General features: G+C 66.9%; 16 protein-coding genes and 1 other RNA gene. 10 read left to right on the top strand and 7 right to left on the bottom strand.

Going from position 1 to position 19,714, the window contains the following annotated elements:
* Window positions 1-56: 56 nt before the first annotated feature.
* Genes purB through ppdK form a run of 9 tightly spaced genes read left to right on the top strand, consistent with a single transcriptional unit; the run spans window position 57 to window position 11,371 of the window.
* Window positions 57-1,433, top strand: coding sequence for an adenylosuccinate lyase (purB, locus tag K2R93_04700; GenBank protein MBY0489118.1), 1,377 nt, complete (start codon window positions 57-59; stop codon window positions 1,431-1,433).
* The gene (locus K2R93_04705) at window positions 1,430-2,377 is read left to right on the top strand and encodes a phosphoribosylaminoimidazolesuccinocarboxamide synthase (protein MBY0489119.1); all 948 of its coding nucleotides are present in this window, start codon (window positions 1,430-1,432) and stop codon (window positions 2,375-2,377) included. Before purB ends, K2R93_04705 begins: the two co-directional genes overlap by 4 nt.
* Before the next feature lie 9 nt (window positions 2,378-2,386).
* Entirely contained in the window at window positions 2,387-3,037 is a 651-nt protein-coding gene (locus K2R93_04710) for a phosphatidylserine decarboxylase family protein (GenBank protein MBY0489120.1), read from the top strand.
* Between the two features lie 24 nt (window positions 3,038-3,061).
* Window positions 3,062-3,952 carry a CDP-diacylglycerol--serine O-phosphatidyltransferase gene (gene pssA / locus K2R93_04715; protein MBY0489121.1) on the top strand — a complete coding sequence of 297 codons (891 nt, stop codon included), beginning with the start codon at window positions 3,062-3,064 and terminating at the stop codon, window positions 3,950-3,952.
* Window positions 3,949-4,206, top strand: coding sequence for a phosphoribosylformylglycinamidine synthase subunit PurS (gene purS, locus K2R93_04720; GenBank protein ID MBY0489122.1), 258 nt, complete (start codon window positions 3,949-3,951; stop codon window positions 4,204-4,206). Before pssA ends, purS begins: the two co-directional genes overlap by 4 nt.
* Window positions 4,203-4,907, top strand: coding sequence for a phosphoribosylformylglycinamidine synthase subunit PurQ (gene purQ, locus K2R93_04725; protein MBY0489123.1), 705 nt, complete (start codon window positions 4,203-4,205; stop codon window positions 4,905-4,907). Before purS ends, purQ begins: the two co-directional genes overlap by 4 nt.
* A complete protein-coding gene (gene purL, locus K2R93_04730) occupies window positions 4,904-7,234 on the top strand; it encodes a phosphoribosylformylglycinamidine synthase subunit PurL (protein ID MBY0489124.1) in 2,331 nt (776 codons plus the stop codon). Before purQ ends, purL begins: the two co-directional genes overlap by 4 nt.
* A gap of 15 nt (window positions 7,235-7,249) precedes the next feature.
* Window positions 7,250-8,653: an amidophosphoribosyltransferase gene (purF, locus tag K2R93_04735; protein ID MBY0489125.1), complete on the top strand. Its 1,404-nt coding sequence runs from the start codon at window positions 7,250-7,252 to the stop codon at window positions 8,651-8,653.
* Between the two features lie 39 nt (window positions 8,654-8,692).
* A complete protein-coding gene (gene ppdK / locus K2R93_04740; protein MBY0489126.1) occupies window positions 8,693-11,371 on the top strand; it encodes a pyruvate, phosphate dikinase in 2,679 nt (892 codons plus the stop codon).
* 63 nt (window positions 11,372-11,434) lie between these two features.
* Here the strand turns inward: ppdK and ssrA are convergent.
* Window positions 11,435-11,792: a transfer-messenger RNA gene (gene ssrA, locus K2R93_04745) on the bottom strand.
* An 86-nt stretch (window positions 11,793-11,878) separates the two neighbouring features.
* Window positions 11,879-12,928, bottom strand: coding sequence for a tRNA dihydrouridine synthase DusB (gene dusB / locus K2R93_04750; GenBank protein MBY0489127.1), 1,050 nt, complete (start codon window positions 12,926-12,928; stop codon window positions 11,879-11,881).
* A gap of 24 nt (window positions 12,929-12,952) precedes the next feature.
* Here dusB and K2R93_04755 point away from each other — a divergent pair, with 24 nt between their 5' ends.
* Window positions 12,953-13,462, top strand: a complete 510-nt coding sequence (locus K2R93_04755) for a PTS sugar transporter subunit IIA (protein ID MBY0489128.1) — start codon at window positions 12,953-12,955, stop codon at window positions 13,460-13,462.
* On the opposite strand, the gene K2R93_04760 is transcribed toward K2R93_04755, so the two are convergent.
* From K2R93_04760 to lysA, 5 genes are read right to left on the bottom strand one after another with little or no spacing between them, the layout of a single operon-like run.
* Window positions 13,463-14,815 (bottom strand): MATE family efflux transporter, encoded by a 1,353-nt coding sequence (locus K2R93_04760; GenBank protein MBY0489129.1) that lies wholly within the window; start codon window positions 14,813-14,815, stop codon window positions 13,463-13,465.
* A gap of 1 nt (window position 14,816) precedes the next feature.
* Window positions 14,817-16,352: an amidohydrolase family protein gene (locus tag K2R93_04765; GenBank protein ID MBY0489130.1), complete on the bottom strand. Its 1,536-nt coding sequence runs from the start codon at window positions 16,350-16,352 to the stop codon at window positions 14,817-14,819.
* Between the two features lie 5 nt (window positions 16,353-16,357).
* Entirely contained in the window at window positions 16,358-17,911 is a 1,554-nt protein-coding gene (guaA, locus tag K2R93_04770; protein ID MBY0489131.1) for a glutamine-hydrolyzing GMP synthase, read from the bottom strand.
* Complete coding sequence (locus K2R93_04775) at window positions 17,911-18,423, bottom strand: metallophosphoesterase (protein MBY0489132.1); 513 nt, start codon at window positions 18,421-18,423, stop codon at window positions 17,911-17,913. Before K2R93_04775 ends, guaA begins: the two co-directional genes overlap by 1 nt.
* Entirely contained in the window at window positions 18,423-19,712 is a 1,290-nt protein-coding gene (gene lysA / locus K2R93_04780; GenBank protein MBY0489133.1) for a diaminopimelate decarboxylase, read from the bottom strand. The genes K2R93_04775 and lysA overlap by 1 nt, the downstream gene beginning before the upstream one ends.
* Between the last annotated feature and the right edge of the window lie 2 nt (window positions 19,713-19,714).

A 19,714-nucleotide genomic window follows, 5' to 3' on the forward strand; every position in this document is an offset into this window, starting at 1 on the left:
CTTCCGATAGTTCCGGTTACTCCTCGCCGCTTTCCGAGCGTTATGCCTCGAAAGCCATGCTCACCCTGTGGGGCCCGCAGGCGCGCTACGGTCTGTGGCGCCGCCTCTGGCTGGCCCTGGCCGAATCGCAGCAGGCGCTCGGGATCGAGATTCCCGAGGAGGCGCTCACGGCGATGCGGGCACACCTCGACGACATCGACTTCGCCGCGGTGGCCGAGTACGAGCGGAAGTTCCGGCACGATGTCATGGCGCATGTGCACGCCTTCGGTGATGTGGCCCCGGCGGCGCGCAAGTTCATTCATCTCGGCGCGACCAGCTGCTACGTCACGGACAACGCCGAGCTGATCCTGATGCGTCAGGGGCTGGACCTGCTGCGCAGCAAGCTGCTCGACGCGCTCGATGCGCTGAGCGGCTTCGCCCGCCAGTGGAAGGACGTGCCGGCGCTGGGCTACACGCATCTGCAGCCGGCGCAGCTCACCACGGTGGGCAAGCGCGCGACGCTCTGGATGCAGGACATTCTCCTCGATCTCGAGGATCTCGACTACCGGGTGCGGACACTGCCGTTCCGCGGCGTCAAAGGGACGACCGGCACGCAGGCGAGCTTCCTGACGCTGTTCGATGGGGACCACGCCAAGGTGCGCGCGCTCGACGCGATGGTGTGCCAGAAGATGGGCTTTGCGTCGTCGATTCCGGTGAGTGGTCAGACGTATTCGCGAAAGGTTGACGCGCAGGTGCTTGGCGTGGTGGCCGGCATCGCCGCCACGGCCTCCAAGTTCTCCGGCGACATTCGCATGCTGCAGGCGTTCGGCGAGATCGAGGAGCCGTTCGAGAAGAACCAGATCGGCTCGTCGGCCATGGCGTACAAGCGCAACCCGATGCGCTCCGAGCGCATTGCGGCATTGGCGCGCTTCGTCCTGAGCCTCGAGCCGAATGCGAATCAGACGCACGCCGTGCAGTACTTCGAGCGCACGCTCGACGACTCGGCGAACCGTCGCCTCGCGATCCCGGAATCGTTCCTGGCGACCGATGCCATTCTCGTGCTGATGCAGAACGTCGTGCGCGGGCTCGAGGTGCATCCGGCGCGGATTCGTCGGCGGGTGGAAGACGAACTGCCGTTCATGGCGACCGAGGAGCTGATCGTGCGCTTCGTGCGCGCGGGCGGCGATCGGCAGGAAGCGCACGAGATCATTCGGGGGCACAGCATTGCCGCCGCGCGTGCCGTGAAGGACGGGGCGCCGAAGAATGACATGCTCGAGCGTCTGGCCGCCGACCCGGCGTTCGGCATTCCCCTCGAGGATTTGCAGGCGGTCGCCGAGCCCGCGCGCTTTGTGGGGCGCGCGCCGCAGCAGGTCGAGGAGTTTCTGGCCGAGCACGTGGCGCATTGGCTCTCGACCGAACGGGTACAGGCGGAACGTGAAGAGGTGCGCGTATGAGCGCGTCTGCTCCGATCGCGGTGTCGAGCACCGCGCTGCCCCTGCCCCTCGTGCGACGCGGCAAGGTGCGCGATGTGTACGGGGTCGATGACGAGCGCCTGCTGCTGGTGACGACCGATCGCATCAGTGCGTTCGATGTCGTGATGGATCAGGCCATTCCGTACAAGGGTGCGGTCCTGACGCAGCTCACGGCGTGGTGGCTGGCCCAGCTGGCGAACCGGGTGGAGCACCATCTGCTCACCGCTGACACCGACGAGATCATTCGCGAGGTGCCGGCGCTTGCCGCGCACCGCGGGGAGATCGCGGGCCGCAGCATGCTGTGTGTGCGGGCCGACGTGGTGCCCATCGAGTGTGTGATTCGCGGCTACATCTCGGGGTCGGCGTGGAAGGAGTATCGCGAACACGGGACGCTCGCCGGTGAACCGCTGGCGGCCGGGCTGCGCGAAAGCGATCGACTCGAGCCCGCGCTCTTCAGCCCGGCGACCAAGGCGGAGTCGGGGCACGATGAGAACATCACCATCGCCACCGTGATCGAGCGTCAGGGTCCGGCGGTCGCCGCCGAGTTGGAGCGACTGGCGCGCACCGTGTACGAGTTCGGGCGGGCCACTGCCGAACCGCGTGGCATCATCGTGGCTGATACCAAGTTCGAGTTTGGATGGCGCGATGGCCGCCTGTTGCTGATCGACGAGGTGCTCACGCCCGACAGTTCACGGTTCTGGCCCGCCGACCGGTATGAACCGGGCCACGGCCAGCCGAGCTTCGACAAGCAGCCCCTGCGTGATTGGTTGGACGGGGAGCGCCGAGCCGGGCGCTGGAATGGAGAAGCCCCGCCGCCCACGCTTCCGCCTGAGGTGATTGAGGCAACCAGCCTCCGCTATCGCGATGCGTTCGCCCGGATCACGGGCGCGCCGCTCGATCTGGCGCGCCTCGGTCTCCCCGTTTGAGGATCCTCGATGTTCGCTCGTGAAGGCTATCCGTTCATTCTGGGTGCTGCCGCGGTGGCGGCGGTGCTCTTCTCGCTGGCGCTCAAGCAGCGCTCGTGGGGCCTCTGGCTCGCGGCGTTCGTCGTGCTGGTGCTCGCGCTCTGGGTCGCGTGGTTCTTCCGCAATCCCCAGCGCCCGGGCGAACGCGGCGATGGCGTGGCCATCGCCCCGGCCGACGGCCGCGTGGTGCTGATCACGAACATCGACGAACCCACCTTCGTGGGCGGGCCGACGCAGCGCGTGTCGATCTTCATGAACGTCTTCGACGTGCACGTGAATCGCTATCCCGTCACCGGGCGCGTGGAGCATGTGGTGCACAAGGCGGGCAAGTTCCTGAACGCGGTGACCGAAGCGTCGAGCGTGGAGAACGAACAGGCGTCGGTGGGGATCGTGACGCCGCGGCATCGCATCCTGGTGCGCCAGATCGCCGGGCTGATCGCGCGCCGCATCATCACCGACTCCAAGTCCGGTGACGCGGCGGTTCAGGGGGAACGCATGGGGTTGATCCGCTTCGGCTCGCGTGTGGATGTCTTCCTGCCTCCGGACGCCCGCCTGCGGGTGGCGGTGGGGCAGCGGACGACCGCGGGCCAGACGGTCATCGCTGACCTGCCGACCGGCTGAGTGATGAACCGCCCCGATTCGCGCATGAGCCAGGACGCCCCGGATCGACCGCGGCGGTATCGGCAGCGCGCGGCGGTTGCGCTGCCGAACGGCTTCACGCTCGCGAACCTCTTCTTCGGCATCTTCGCGATCGTCTCTGCGTCGCGCGGCGATTTCGATGCGGCGGCCCGGTTCATCGTCTTCGGCGCGATTGCCGACACCCTCGACGGGCGCATCGCGCGCGCCACCAAGTCGGGATCGCGGTTTGGTGAGGAGCTCGACTCGCTCGTCGATGCGATCTCCTTCGGGACGGCGCCGGCGCTGATCATGTACTTCGCGGTGTTCCAGAGCACCCGCTGGGAGTGGGTGTTCTGTTTCTTCTTCACCGCCTGCGCCGTGATGCGCCTGGCGCGCTTCAATGTCGAGCAGGCCGGACGGAAGGTGTCGCACTTCACCGGCCTCCCCAGCCCCGCCGCGGGCATGACGCTGGCGACCTATTACTGGTTCAGCCAGACGCCGCTCTATACCGAGACCATCATCGGTGACCTGCCGTGGCACCAGATGCTCCGCTGGGTCATCATGGGCCTCGGCATGCTGATGATCAGCAACGTGCAGTATGCCAAGGTCCCGACCGTGAACTTCCGCACGATCAAGGGGATCCTGGGCTTCCTGCTGGTCGTTGGGACGTTTGTCGGGGTGATCTTCCTCCCCAAGAAGTTCTTCTTCCCGGCGCTGATGGCGTACGTCCTGTACGGCATCCTGCGCACGGTGTTCCTCGGGCTCCTCGACCGTCTGCCTGGCCGCGATGATCACGGCGATGACGACGACGATGACCACTACGAGGAGCTCCAAGCCACCCGTCGGCGCCGCAAGCGGCGCCGCTCGAACCGTTCACAATCCGGTCCCGCGACCGGTCGCGAGGAATCGCCCGCATGACCCGTTATCGTTGCGCCGTCCACATCGTGCCCCGCCGCGGCATCCTCGATCCGCAGGGGAAGGCCGTGGCGGATGCGCTGCACTCGCTCGGCTTTGCCGATGTGGGTGATGTGCGCGTCGGCCGCTACGTGATCGTGGAGACGCAGGCGGATTCGCCGGACGCGGCCCGCTCGAACATCAAGGCCATGTGCGAGAAGCTCCTCGCCAATCCGGTGACGGAAGACTTCGACATCGCCAGCGTGGAGCGCGCGTGAAGGCCGGGATCGTTCGCTTCCCCGGGTCCAACTGCGACGAGGACGCGCTGCACGCGATCGCCGATCACCTGGGTCAGGAGGCCGTCTACCTCTGGCACAAGGATCACGATCTCCAGGGCGTGGATCTCGTCATTCTCCCGGGTGGCTTCAGCTATGGCGACTACCTGCGCGCCGGCGCCATCGCGCGCTTCTCGCCCATCATGCAGGAAGTCGTGGCGCATGCCAAGAAGGGCGGCCTCGTCCTCGGCATCTGCAACGGCTTTCAGATTGCCTGTGAGGCGGGACTGCTCCCCGGCGCCCTGCTCCGCAACGCGAGCCTCCGCTTTGTGAGTGCCCCGGTCACGCTGCGCGTGGAGAGCATCGCCACCAAGTTCACGAGCCAGTATCACGTCGGACAGCGGATCTCCATCCCCGTCGCGCACGGCGACGGCCGCTACACCGCCGACGCCGACACGCTGGCGCGTCTCGAGGGCGACGGCCATGTCGTCTTCCGTTACGTGGATGCGCACGGCGAGGCCACCGAAGCGGCCAATCCGAATGGCTCGCTGCGCAATATCGCCGGCATCATCAATGCTACCGGCAACGTGCTGGGCATGATGCCCCACCCGGAGCGCGCCCTCGAGCCCGCGCTCGGTTCGGTGGATGGCGCGCCCCTCTTCGCATCCATTCTTGACACCCTGCTGGCCGGAGCTGAGGCATGAGTTCGACGGTTCCCACTTCGTCCCGCGTGGAACCCCGGGCGGGCGATCCGGCCATCACGCCCGCGCTCGTCGCGGAGCACGGGATCACGGAGTTCGAGTACGAGCGGTTGGTGAACATGCTCGGTCGGACGCCCACGTTCACCGAGATCGGCGTCGTCAGTGCCCTGTGGAGCGAGCACTGCTCCTACAAGCATTCACGTCCGATGCTCAAGACGCTCCCGACCAAGGCGCCGTGGGTGCTGCAGGGGCCCGGTGAGAACGCGGGCGTCATCTCGGTCGGCGACGGATGGGCGGTGGCCTTCAAGATCGAGTCGCACAATCACCCTTCGGCGGTGGAGCCGTATCAGGGCGCCGCAACCGGCGTGGGCGGCATTCTGCGTGACGTCTTCACGATGGGGGCCCGTCCGATCGCGCTGCTGAACTCGCTGCGCTTCGGGCCGCTCTCGTCGCCGCGTGTGCGCTGGCTCTTCTCCGGCGTGGTGAAGGGGATCGGCGACTACGGCAACTGCGTGGGCGTGCCCACCGTAGGTGGCGAGGTCGTCTTCGATCCGTCGTACGAAGGCAACCCGCTCGTGAACGCGATGTGCGTGGGGCTCATGCGCGAGGATGAACTCATCCGCGCGGTGGCGAGCGGGGTCGGCAATCCCATCATGGCGGTGGGCGCACGCACCGGCCGCGATGGCATTCATGGAGCCTCGTTCGCGTCGGAAGATCTGTCGGAAGCGAGCGATGCCAAGCGCCCCATGGTGCAGGTCGGTGATCCGTTCACCGAGAAGCTGCTGCTGGAGGCGTCGCTGGAGCTGATTCGCAGCGGGCACATTGTGGCCATTCAGGACATGGGCGCCGCCGGTCTCACGTCGTCCTCGGCGGAAATGGCCGAGCGCGGCGATGTCGGCGTGACGATCGATGTCACGAAGGTCCCGGTGCGCGAGCAGGGGATGACACCGTACGAGATCCTGCTCTCGGAGTCGCAGGAGCGGATGCTCGTCGTGGCCAAGCAGGGGCACGAGGACGACGTGCGGGCGATTCTCGCCAAGTGGGACCTCGAAGCCGCCGTCATCGGCGAAGTGATCGCCGAGCCGGTCTATCGCGTGACCGAAGGTGACAAGATCGTCGCCGAGTTCCCGGGCTCGCGCCTGGTGACGGAGTGCCCGCAGTACGTGCTCGAGCCGCGCGAGAGCGAGGCACTCAAGGCCGCGCGGCACCGCGATCCGCATGCGGTGACGCCGCTGCCGGAAGAGCGCGATCATAGCTGGACGCTCGAGCGGCTTCTTTCCTCGCCCACGATCGCGAGCAAGCGGTGGGTGTGGCAGCAGTACGATTCGACCGTGCGGACGAGCACCGTGCGAGGCCCGGGCAGCGATGCCGCGGTGGTGCGCCTGCGCGGGACCGACAAGGCCATCGCGCTGTGCATCGACGGTAACGGCCGGCACGTCGCGCTCTCGCCGCGGAATGGCGGCCGCGCCGCGGTGTGTGAGGCGGCGCGCAACGTGGCGTGCACCGGGGCCCGCCCGATGGCGATCACGAACAACCTCAACTTCGGCAACCCGAAGAAGCCCGAGGTGTACTTCCAGCTCAGCGAAGCCATCAAGGGCATGGGCGAGGCGTGCACAGTCCTCGAGTCGCCGGTGACCGGCGGCAACGTCTCGCTGTACAACGAGAATCCGCAGGGCGCCATTCATCCGACGCCGACCATCGGCATGGTGGGACTCATCGAGTCGATGGCCCACGTGACGCCGAGTGGCTTCCAGCAGGTGGGCGATGAGATCGTGCTGCTCGGCGAGAACACGGCGGAGCTTGGCGCGAGTGAGTATCTGCTGGCGCTCCACGGGCTCACGATCGGCGAACCGCCGGTGTGTGATCCGACCCGGGAACGGGCGCTGATCGATGCGCTCTTGGCGGCGATCAAGGCCGGCGCGGTGCGCTCGGCGCACGATTGCAGCGACGGTGGCCTGGCAGTTGCGCTCGCGGAGTGCGCGATCCTCAATCGGGAGCAGCTCTTTGGCTTCACGGTGGATCTGTCGGTCTGGGCCACCCTGCCCCATCGCGCGCTGCTCTTTGGCGAAGCACATGGACGCGTCGTGGTCTCCACCGCCGATAGCGCCGCGGTGCTGGCCGCTGCGGCGCAGTATGGCGTACCCGCCCGGGTCATCGGGCGCGTCACGAGCGCCGAGGAAGGCGCCCGGGTGACGATTTCGGACGACACGTTCACGGCTCCCGTGACGTGGCTCGCGAAGGCGTTTCATGAGGCCATTCCGCAGGCGATGGACGGCGATACGCCGGCCGAGCATGCGGTGTCGGCGTCGCACGCCCCTTCCAACGACTGATCGGGAGTTTTCTCCATGTGTGGGATCTTTGGCGTCTACGGGCACACGGATGCGGCCGCGCTCACGCAGCTCGGTTTGTATTCGCTGCAGCACCGCGGCCAGGAGTCAGCAGGGATCGTGGCGGTGAGCGAGAGCGGCATCGCGCGTGCCAGTCGCGCGATGGGGCTCGTCTCGGAGGGGTTCAGCGAATCCGATATGGAAACGCTGACGGGCCCCATCGCGATCGGGCACACGCGCTATAGCACGGCCGGGTCGTCGGCGATCGAGAACGCGCAGCCGATCCTGGCGCGCGTGCGGCAGGGGCACATCGCGCTCGCGCACAACGGCAATCTGACGAACGCGGTGGAGCTGCGCCGTGAACTCGAGGACGCCGGGGCGATCTTCGCCAGCACGATGGACTCCGAGGTCATCGTGCATCGCATTGCCCGCGCCTACGGCAATTCGCCGGAGGAGCGTGTGGCGCGCGCCCTCGCCGGTGTCGAGGGCGCATACTGCCTGCTCGTGCTGCTCGGCGAGACGGTGATCGTCGCGCGCGATCCGCACGGCTGGCGACCGCTGGTCATGGGGCGCCTCGGCGACAGCATCGTGTTTGCGTCGGAGACGTGCGCGCTCGATATCGTCGGGGCCACGATCGAGCGGGAGATCGCGCCCGGTGAGATTGTGGCCGTGGACGAACTCGGCCTGCGCACGATGCATGTGCTGCCGTCGGCGCCGCTCAATCGCTGCGTCTTCGAGCACGTGTACTTCGCGCGCCCCGACAGCAACGTTTTCGGTGGCTCGGTGGATCGTTCGCGGCGCGCGCTCGGCCGTCAGCTGGCGCGGGAGTGCCCGGCGCCAGGGGCCGAGGTCGTGTTCGCCGTACCCGATTCGTCCAACTCGGCGGCGCTGGGCTTTGCCGAGGAGAGCGGCGTGCCCTACGAGCTGGCGCTCATCCGTAACCACTACGTCGGGCGCACCTTCATTCAGCCCACGCAGTCGGGGCGCACGGCCAAGGTGAAGGTCAAGTACAACCCGGTGCGCGAGCTCATCGAAGGGAAGAGCGTCGTCATGGTCGACGACTCCATCGTGCGCGGGACGACCACCAAGGGCCTTGTGTCGCTGGTGCGGGCGGCGGGGGCTCGGGAAGTGCATATGCGCGTCTCGAGTGCCCCGATTATCAGCCCGTGCTACTACGGCATCGACACGCCCCGGAAGACCGAGCTGATCGCGGCGCAGATGACGCACGAGGAACTCGTGCGTCATTTGGGCGTTGACTCCCTCGGGTACCTCTCGATTGACGGCATGCTGACCGCGATGCCGGACGGACCGGGGGGATATTGCCATGCCTGCTTCTCCGGTCGGTATCCGACGGCGACTCCGGTCGACGCGGAGCTGCTTCGCGCCGGTGGAGGCATTCCCCTTCCTCTGGCCGTTGGCTGATTGCCACCGGCTCGCCCCGCCCCCTTGGAGACCCCGCCTGTGACGCGCTCGGTATACTTCTTCGGCAACGGTAAGGCCGACGGAACGCGGGACATGAAGGCGGTGCTTGGCGGCAAGGGCGCCAATCTCGCGGAGATGACGAACCTCGGCGTGCCGGTGCCGCCGGGGTTCACCATCGCGGCGCAGGCGTGCATCGAGTACCTGGATCACGGGGGCATTGCCGACGCGCTCCGCGCGGAGGTGGAGACGGCCCTCGTGACGCTGCAGGAGGTGTCCGGCAAGCGTTTCGGCGACCCGGCCAACCCCCTCCTCGTCTCGGTCCGCTCGGGGGCCGCGGTCAGCATGCCCGGCATGATGGAGACGATCCTCAACCTCGGGCTCAACGACGCCACGGTCGAGGGACTCGCGGCCAACAGCGGCAACCCGCGCTTTGCCTACGACTCGTATCGTCGGTTCGTACAGATGTATGCGGACGTCGTGCTCGGCGTGCCGATCAGCAAGTTCGAGCATCTGCTGGCCACCAAGCGCATGACGAACGATGTCACCAACGACAGCGAGCTGCCGGCAGAGGCGCTGCAGCAGTTGGTGAAGGAGTATCTGGCGCTCGTGAAGGCCACGACGGGCGCCCCGTTCCCGATGGATCCCCAGGTGCAGCTGTGGGGCGCGATCGAAGCCGTCTGGAAGAGCTGGACGCTCAAGAAGGCCGTTGATTACCGCAAGGTGAACGGCATTCCGCACAACCTGGGCACCGGTGTGAACATCGTGTCCATGGTGTTCGGCAACATGGGTGATGATTCTGGCACCGGCGTGGCGTTCACGCGCGATCCGAGCACGGGCGAACGGCGCTTCTACGGCGAGTTCCTCGTCAATGCGCAGGGCGAGGATGTGGTGGCTGGCATCCGGACGCCGCTCCACATCGACGAGATGGCGCAGCGGCTGCCGGGCGCGTACGAGCAGTTGCTCGATACGCAGGCGCGGCTCGAGCGCCACTTCCGCGACATGCAGGACATCGAGTTCACGGTGGAGCGTGGTACGCTCTATCTGCTGCAGACGCGTACCGGCAAGCGCACGACCACCGCGGCGCTGCGTATTGCGCTGGAAATGGTGCAGGAAGGGCTGATCTCCGAGACCGACGCCGTGCTGCGCCTGCAGCCCAGCCAGCTCGATCAGCTGCTGCATCGCGTCATCGCCACGACGTCGCAGGCCACTCCCATTGCCGTCGGCCTCCCGGCGAGCCCGGGCGCGGCGAGCGGCGTGGTCGTGTTTGATCCCGACGTCGCCGAGCGTCGCAATCAGGCCGGTGAGCAGGTCATCCTCGTTCGCGAGGAAACGACGCCGGAAGATTTCCACGGCATCGTCGCGGCTCGCGCCGTGCTCACGGCACGCGGCGGCATGACCAGCCACGCGGCGGTCGTGGCGCGCGGCATGGGCAAGTGTGCGATCGTCGGATGCACCGCGTTGGACATTGGGCACGAAGGGCGTGGCGCGCGCATCGGGGATCTGGTGATCAACGAAGGCGACTGGCTCACGCTCGACGGTGGCACCGGGCGCGTGTTCGCCGGCGACCTGCCGACGCAGCCCAGTGAAGTGATGCGCGTCATCAACGGGGCCATGACGCCGAACGAAGCGCCGACGTATCAGGGCTTCGCCAAGCTGATGGGCTGGGCCGACGGCCATCGCCGCCTCAAGGTGCGGGCGAACGCCGACACGCCGCGTGATGCACGCGTCGCGCGCAACTTTGGCGCCGAAGGCATTGGGCTCTGCCGCACGGAGCACATGTTCTTCGAGGGCGATCGTATTACCGCGATGCGCGAGATGATCGTGGCGCGCGATGAAGCCGGCCGCCGGCGGGCACTCGACAAGTTGCTGCCGATGCAGCGCACCGACTTCGAGGGCATCTTCGCCGCGATGGACGGGCTGCCGGTCACGATCCGACTCCTCGATCCGCCGCTGCATGAGTTCCTGCCGCACGGCGGTGAGGAGTCGTCGTTGCTGGCGGCCTCACTGGGATTGAGCCGGCAGGATCTCAATCGCATCGTCTCCTCGCTGCGCGAGACGAATCCGATGCTCGGCCATCGCGGGTGCCGCCTCGGCATCATCTACCCCGAGATCACCGAGATGCAGGCGCGTGCGATCTTCGAGGCGGCGGTGCGGGCCAACCGTCGCGGCATCGACGTGCGTCCCGAAATCATGGTGCCGCTCGTCTCGGACGTGACCGAACTCCGGCATCAGCGGGCGATCATCGAGCGCGCCGCCGAGCAGGTCATGGGCGTGATGGGCGAGCGGATCGAGTATCTGATCGGCACCATGATCGAGCTGCCGCGCGCGGCGCTCACGGCCGACGAGATCGCCACGGAAGCCGACTTCTTCTCCTTCGGCACCAACGATCTCACCCAGACGACGTACGGCCTCAGCCGCGACGACGCCGGGCGCTTCCTGCCACAGTACGTCGACAGTGGCATCTACCCGGATGATCCCTTCCAGGTGCTCGACGCCAAGGGTGTGGGCAAGCTGATCACGTGGGCCGTGCGCGACGGCCGCGAGACCCGCCCCGGCCTCAAGGTCGGTATCTGCGGCGAACACGGTGGCGATCCCAAGTCGGTGGCGTTCTGCCACCGCGCGGGGCTGGACTATGTCTCGTGCTCGCCCTTCCGCGTGCCGGTGGCCCGTCTGGCGGCGGCGCACGCCGCGCTGGCCGATGCGGCCAAGGCGAACTGACGCGGTCGGTCCGCGCTGGACCGCCAAACACGAAGGGCCCGCCAAAAGCGGGCCCTTCGTGTTGAGTGGAGGTGAGGGGAATCGAACCCCTGTCCGAGACTAGATCCACCCCAGCTTCTACGTGCGTATTCCATTGATTGAGGTCTCCATCCGCTGGCCAATGGAAAGCCCACGTCAGGACAAGCCTTCTAGAGTTTCATCTCAGCGCGGAAGGCGCACACCGAGACTAGCCCAGATTTGCGATACTCACGTGCCGCCCCGGGCGGGCTGCCGCGTGAGCACTGCTACGTAACCCGAAGGTTAGGCAGCGAGCGCGAGGTTGTTGTTCGCGATTGTGATTTTCCCGAGTGTTTTACCAGGTGCTCGAGGACCTGGGCACGCTACCAGAGATTCACCAACCCCGTCGAAGCCAGTCACCCCCGGTTCGAACGGTCCTGCCCGGCCAACAACGCCGGTCCTGCTTCCTACACTACACGACGGATGCCGGTTCCGGCAACTCCGAGCCGGTCAGGCGGCCTCGCAGGAGAGCGAGGAGACGTCGGGATCATCCGCCTTCACGCCGCGCGCCACGTAGTCGTCGTAGAACGCGAGATAGGTCGAGAAGATCTGCTCCACCTCGGCAAAGTCCCGCACCTGATGCAGCTTGGCGCGGAGTTCTGCCGAATTGGGCAGCCCCTTCACGTACCATCCGAGATGCTTGCGGAACTCGATCGCCGCGCCGATCGGATCGACTTCGTACTCCTGCACCATCCGCGCGTGCGAAAGGGCCACCGCGAAGCGCTCTTGCACGCCCGGCGTCTCGGGCATCGGCTCGCCGTTGATGAGCGCGCGTGCCTGTCGGAACACCCACGGCTGCCCGTAGCTGCCGCGGCCGATCATGATGCCATCGGCCTTGGTGTGGTCGAGCATCCGCTTCGCATCGTGCGCCGTCTTGATGTCTCCGTTGCCGAGCACCGGGATATCCAGCGCCTCCGCGACCTGCGCGATCTCATCCCAGTTGGCCATGCCGGTATACATCTGCGTGCGCGTGCGCGCGTGCAGCGTGAACACCTTTGCGCCCGCGTCCTGCATGCGCAGAGCGATGCCGACCGGGTCGCGCATCTGTTCGTTCCAGCCGCTCCGCGTCTTCACCGTCACCGGCAGATGCGTGGCCTTGACGACCGCGCGGATGATCTCCTGAACCAGATCCAGATCCTTGAGGCACCCCGAGCCGCCATTACGCCGCACGACCTTCTTGACCGGACATCCGAAGTTGATGTCCACGAAGTCGGGCATGAACAGATCGGTGACCATCGCGGCGGCATCGGCCATCGCCGCCGGATCCGCCCCGAAGATCTGGACGCCAATGGGGCGTTCCTCGGGGGCGAAGCGCAGTTTGCTGATGGTCGCGACGTTCTCACGGCGGATTCCCTCGGCCGACAAAAACTCGGTCACGACGACGTCCGCCCCATGGGCGTGGCACAGGCGGCGGAACGGCGACTCGGACACGCCCGCCATCGGCGCCAGATACAATGGCACCGGATTGGGCACGGCGAAGGAAAAAACCTTGCGGGACATGCAGTTAAAGCTAGCCACCCCGGATTGGCCCGGCAACGCGCCGGTTTGACTCCCGGCGGTTCGTGGATATGTTACCGGGCTATGGAACTGCGCGAATTCTTCTCCGAAGACGCCGTCCAGCTCGAGCTCCAGGGCACGACCAAGGACGAAATTCTCAAGGAACTCATCGGGCTGCTGAAGCTCGATGAGAAGTCCGAGGGCATGCTGTTCAAGATGCTCAAGCGGCGCGAAAATCTCGGTTCGACCGGGATTGGCCGTGGCATCGCGATCCCGCATTGCCGCTCGCTCGTCGTCAACCGCTTGCGTGTCGCGTTCGGCCGCAAGAAGGATGGCGTCGACTTCAAGGCGATCGACGACAAGCCGGTCAACTTCTTCTTCCTGATCGTCGCGCCGCCGCTTGAGGTGTCGAACCAGTACCTCCCGGTGCTCGGCAAGATCGCGCAGTTCAGCAAGGAGAGTGACGTGCCCGGCCGCCTGCTCGAGCTGACGTCGCCCGCCGAGTTCATGGCGCTCCTCGAGGAGAAGCGCGTCTAGTCAGTGATCGACGACGACGCGCGCGATATCGGCGCGCAGTCGTCGGATCACGCGCCCGCTCTGCAGCAGCGCGGCCGCCGCGAGGCCGGCCACCAGGCCAACCCAGAGCCCTCGCTCACGTAGGCTCGTGTGAAAGCCGAGCCACCAGCCCAGGGGAATGCCCACGCCCCAGAAGGCGACCATGTGCAGGATCGCCGGGATGCGGGTGTCGCCGGTGCCGCGCAGCACGCCGCTCGTCACCGCCTGCAGCCCGTCGAAGACCTGAAACCACCCCGCCAGCGGAATCAGGCTCGTGGCCACGGCGAACGTCGCCGCTTCGGTGGTATAGAGCGCCGCCAGCGCCCCCGGTGCGCTGATGAACACGACGGCGCTCACGCACATCACCCCCGCGCCACAGGCAATCGCCGCGGCGGCATCACGGCGCGCAGCGGGCATGTCCCCACGGCCAATGGCCCGGCCAACGACCGCCGCCGCCGCGCCCGAGATGCCGAGCGGCACCATGAAGGTGAAGGCCGCCATGTTGAGCGCGATCTCGTGGCCCGCCAGTGACGCCGTGCCCATCCACCCCATGAAGAGCGCAGTCAGGCCGAAGGCAAAGCTTTCGAAGAACCACTGCACCCCGATGGGCACCCCGATGCGAAGCATGCGCGACATCGGCCCCCACGTCAGCGAGTCGGCACGCCACGGACGCAGAGTGGGGCGCAGGACCGGCCAGGCGATCATCAGCAGCACGCCGGCCATCACCCACGTCGAGATCGCCGTGGCAATGCCGGAGCCGGCGACGCCCAGGGCGGGAGCGCCGCCATTCCCAAAGACCAGCAGCCAGTTCGCCACGGCGTTGACGAGATTGGCCACCAGCGCGGCGAAGAGAATGGGGCGCACGGGCCCCAGCGCCTGCAGCGTCTGACGCATCACCGCAAAGGCAAAGAACGGGATCGCGCCGAGTGCGCGCCGCCGCGCGTAGACGGCGGTCTGCGAGACGACCTCCGCGGGTTGCTCCAGCGCCCCCAGGATGGCCTCGCCAGGGGTGAGGACCAGCATGACCACCACGGCGATGGCGAGGGCCAGCACCAAGCCGCGCTGCACGCCGCGCGCGACGGCGGCCTCGTCGCCGGCACCGACGGCCTGCGCCACCACGGGATCGATGGCGAAGAGCACCCCGATCCCGAATACGCTCACGTTGAAGAAGTAGAAGTTGCCCAGCGCGACGGCCGCGATGGCGGCACCGCCCAGGCGCCCGACCATGAGCGTATCCACCACGCCCATCGCCTGAATGCCGAGATTGATCAGCACGATGGGCAGCGCGACCTGCATCATCTCGCGCAGGTCACGCTGCCAGTCGCGTCCCGTCACGTCAGCGCTTCTTGGCGGCGCGGACCATGTCGCGGACTTCGCTCAGCAGTCGCTGCGCGTCGTAGGGCACGCCGTCCTTGATCGTCCACGCCACGCCGCCGCCGGCGCCCGCCGCGGCATCGGCGCGCGGCGGATAGAACACCTTGAGATCCTCGAGCGGATTGCCGTTCAGGATCGCGAGGTCCGCCAGGTAACCGGGGCGCACACGCCCCAGCCGCGAGGCCTCGCCGAGGATCTGGGCGTTGTTGGCCGTGACATGCTGCAGCGCCTTGATGGGCTGGAACCCTGCTTCCTGATGCAGTTCGAGTTCGCGAATCAGCCCGAAGCCGTAGATCTGGTAGATGAACCCGGCATCCTCGCCAGCGCCGACCACGCCGCCCATGCGCTCGAAGTCGCGCACGGCCTGGAACCAGATGCGGTAATTCTCCTTCCAGTACGCTTCGTCGGTGCTGCTCCAGTTCGCGAAGTACGACCCATGATTGGCCGCGTTCGGCTTGAAGTACGTGTCGAGCGTGGGATGCAGATACTCGGCAAACCAGGGCTGCGTTTCCGCGCGCTGCAGATCGCGGCTCGCTTCATAGATCTCGAGCGTCGGGTTCCACGCGACCTTGGCCTTCACCATCGCCTGCAGCACGTCCTGCAGGCGGCGCGGATCCGCTTCGCGCCACAGGCGGCCCGCCCAGCGGAAGCGCATCCCCTCGTCGGCATAGTTGAAGTTCGACGGGAAGTGTTGCGCACCATCCGGAATCGCCGCGTCGGGGACCCCGTACCAATGCTCGATGCTCGTCAGGCCAGCCGCCGCCGCATCGAGGGCGTTCGTCTCATCCACGGCCATGTGGTGCGCGGTTCCCAGTCCGAGCTTGCGGGCCTCGTCAACGACCGGATAGTACACATCCTTGTCCATGCCGAAGAGCTTGAGCCCGTCCACGCCCATCGCCTTCAGGTCACGGACGCGCTGCCGCGCTTCCTGTTCATTGCGCGGGATGGGCATGTACGCGTAGCGCGCGTACACGTACAGCCGTGGCGCGACGATCTCGTTCGCCGCACTCTTGGCCCGCAGCTGCAGCGTCTTCGCGGTCTCGCTGGACACATCACGCACCGTGGTGATGCCCATGCCAAGCCAGAGCTTCATCTGGTAGTCGAGCGGCTGCGGGATACCCGCGCGCTCATCCTGCACGTGCCCATGGATGTTGATGAGCCCCGGCACGACGTACTTGCCCGTGGCGTCGATCTCTACGTCCCCCTGCGGACGGCGCGCCGTCCCTTCGCGCATCGCGACCGGATCGAGCGCGACGATATCGACAATCCGGTTGCCTTCCAGGACGATGTCCTTCGGGCCCTCGGCCGGGGTGCCATTGCCCTCGATCACCGTCGCGCCCCGAATGACGAGCCGTCGCGGTCGTACGCCGTGCTGCGCCGTCGTGCGACCAGCCGACGGGCGACCCGCCCCGCCCTGCGCGCGCAGCGCAGGTGATGGCACGAGCGGGCTCACGCTCAGAACAGCCAACAGCGCAACGGCGCAACGCAGAGGGCGCATCGGAGTTACTCCCACTCGATGGTGGCGGGGGGCTTGGAGCTGATGTCGTAGACGACGCGATTCACGCCGTCAACTTCGTTGATGATGCGGTTCGAGATGCGCGCCAGCACGTCGTGTGGGAAGTTGTACCAGTCGGCGGTCATGCCGTCGGTGCTGGTCACGGCACGCAAGGCAATCACATGCTCGTACGTGCGGCCATCGCCCATCACGCCCACCGAGCGCACCGGCAGGAACACCGCGAAGGCCTGCCAGATCTCCGGATACAATCCGGCCGCGCGAATCTCTTCGAGGTAGATCGCGTCGGCGCGGCGCAGGATGTCGAGCGCATGCGGCGACACCTCACCAAGCACGCGGATGGCGAGCCCCGGTCCCGGGAACGGATGGCGACCCACCATCTCTTCGGGCAGGCCGAGTTCGCGCCCCACATTGCGGACTTCATCCTTGAACAGCTCACGCAGCGGCTCGATGAGCTGGAACTTCATGTCCTTCGGCAACCCGCCCACGTTGTGGTGCGTCTTGATCGTGGCCGATGGGCCGCCCTTCGCACTCACCGATTCGATCACGTCCGGATACAGCGTGCCCTGCACCAGGAACGCCGCATCCTTGCCGGCGTCCGCCGACGCCGCTTCGAACACGCGAATGAAGTGCTCGCCAATGATCTTGCGCTTCCGCTCCGGTTCGCCGACGCCGGCCAGCGCCGTCAGGAAGCGCTCTTCAGCGCGCACCGTAATGAGCCGGATCCCCAGATGCTCACCCATCGTGCGTTCGACCTGCTCACGCTCGTGCAAGCGCAGCAGACCGGTGTCCACGAAGATGCAGGTGAGCTGATCGCCGATCGCCTTGTGCACCAGTGCGGCCGCGACACTCGAGTCCACACCGCCCGACAAGCCGCAAATCACCTGCTTGTCGCCGACGAGTGCCCGGATCTTCTCGACTTCCATGTCGATGAAGTGCCCCGGCGTCCAATCCGGCGTGCAATGGCACACCCCAAAGAGGAAGTTCTGGATGATCTCGGCGCCGCGCACCGTGTGGTGCACTTCGGAGTGAAACTGAATCGCGTAGATCGGCTTCGTGGTGTGGCGGAAACCGGCGCAGGTGTGTCCGCTGTGGGCCGTGGCGACGTAGCCAGGCGGCACCTGCTCCACATGATCGCCATGGCTCATCCAGACGGTCGTCTTCTCGCCGGCGCCAAAGCCGGCGAAGAGCCCCGCGGCCTCATCGACCGTGACCTCCGCGCGGCCGTACTCCCTGCGACCACCACCGACCACCGCCCCGCCTTCGAGGTGCGCGATCAGCTGCATCCCGTAGCAGACGCCCAGCACCGGCGCGATATCGAGGAGCTCGCGCGGGACCGTCGGCGCGCCCTCGTCCGTCACCGAGCTCGGACCACCCGAGAGAATGATGCCGGTGGGCTTCCACTCGCGAATCCACTCGAGGGACTTGGTGGGCGGGTGAATCTCGGAGTAGACACGCGCCTCGCGGACGCGGCGCGCAATGAGCTGCGTGAACTGCGAACCGCAGTCGAGAATGAGAATGCGGCTGGTCGTCGGGTTCTGCATCAGTTCTTCCACTCCGGGCCGGTGAGCTTGAGGAACTCCACCGCCTTCGTCTCGAGGTCGAGGATGGCGCCGGTCGGGGCGCCGTGCAGCCAGCCGCACGCCTCCCCGGGATTGACCAGCAGGGAGTCCCCACGCGCCTTCATTTCGGGGATGTGCGTAAAGCCATGAATGATCACTTCGTGCCCGTCGATCGAGCGCTGATGGACATCGGCCAGATCGTGGATCAGCAGCACGTTCTTGCCACCGATCTCGAAGCTGTGCGGCGACTCGTACAGCTCGAGGGCCCCGAAGCCGACCTTGGCCGCCGCCTGCAGCGCATCGCGATCGCCGTCGTTGCGGCCGAAAACGCCGAGCAGCGGCAGCGACAGGTCGTGAAAGGGCTGAAGCGAGAACGGCGAGCAGTAATCGCCCGCGTGCATCACCAGCGACACACCGCCCGCGACCATCTGCTCCAGCAGGGCGCGTACGGCAGGGACGCGATCATGGGTATCCGACAACAGGCCGACGCGCATCAGGGGTTTCTCCACTCCGGGTGCGCCCGCTCGAGGCGCACAAGGTCTGAAAACTGTTCCCGCTCGGTGATGACCGCGAAGCGCGCGCCATCCACGAGAACTTCCACCGGCCGGGGACGTGAGTTGTAGTTGCTGGACATCGTGAAGCCGTAAGCGCCCGCCGTGCGCACCGCGAGATACTGCCCCGCCGGCACGTCAGGCATCGCGCGCCCCTTGGCAAAGAAATCACCGGACTCGCAGATCGGCCCCACGATGTCCGCGGTGGTCTGCGCGTCGGTCTCGGTCACGGCGTCGATCTGATGGTAGGCATGGTAGAGCGACGGCCGGATGAGATCATTCATGCCGGCATCGGTCACCATGAACTCCTTCCCGTTGGCGTGCTTGCGGTACAGCACCTCAGTGAGGAGCACGCCCGACTCGGCGACGAGGAACCGGCCAGGCTCGAGCACGAGCGATAGCCCGGTCTCTGCCTGCGCGGTGCGAACGAGCGCCGCGTAATCCTCCACATCGGCGTCGCGCTCGTGCGCTTCGTACGGCACCGACAGGCCGCCCCCAACATCCATGTAGCGGATGTCATGGCCTTCGCTGCGGGCATGGGCCAGCGCCGCGACCAGGCGCGGGAGTGCATCGCGCAGCGGATCGGCGTTGCTGATCTGCGAACCGAGGTGCATCCCCAGCCCGCGCAGCGCCAGATGCGGCAGCGTCGTGATGAATGACACGAGACGCGACACGTCGTCGCGGGGGATGCCGAACTTCCCGCCCTTCTCGCCAGTCTTGATGTAGTCGTGCGGCGTGTCCACCGTCACTTCGGGGTTCACCCGCAGCGCGATCGGCGCCACGACGCCCTTGCGGGCCGCCACGGCCTCGATGGTGAGCAGTTCGGCTTCCGATTCGACATTGATCAGCAGGACGCCCGCGTCCAGCGCCTGCGCGATCTCGCGCACCGTCTTCCCAACGCCGCTGAAGACGACGTCGGCGCCGGTGAAGCCAGCCTGCTGCGCCCGATACAGCTCGCCGCCCGACACGATGTCCACGCCGGCCCCCAACGACTGGAGCAGCGCGAGCACGGCGAGGTTCGAGTTGGCCTTCACCGCAAAGTGGATGCGATGCGGCACCCCCGCGAACGCCGCGTGCAGGCGCGCGTAGCGGGCGCGAATCATGTTGGCGCTGTACACATACGCCGGCGTGCCCACCGCCGCGGCGAGCGTCGGGAGCGGCACCCCCTCCGCCTGGAGGACGCCCCCGACGCGGGCAAAGCCCACAGTGGCTGCCGATAGAGTGTCCGACACGC

It is taken from the genome of Gemmatimonadaceae bacterium, assembly GCA_019752115.1.
GTDB lineage: Bacteria > Gemmatimonadota > Gemmatimonadetes > Gemmatimonadales > Gemmatimonadaceae > Gemmatimonas.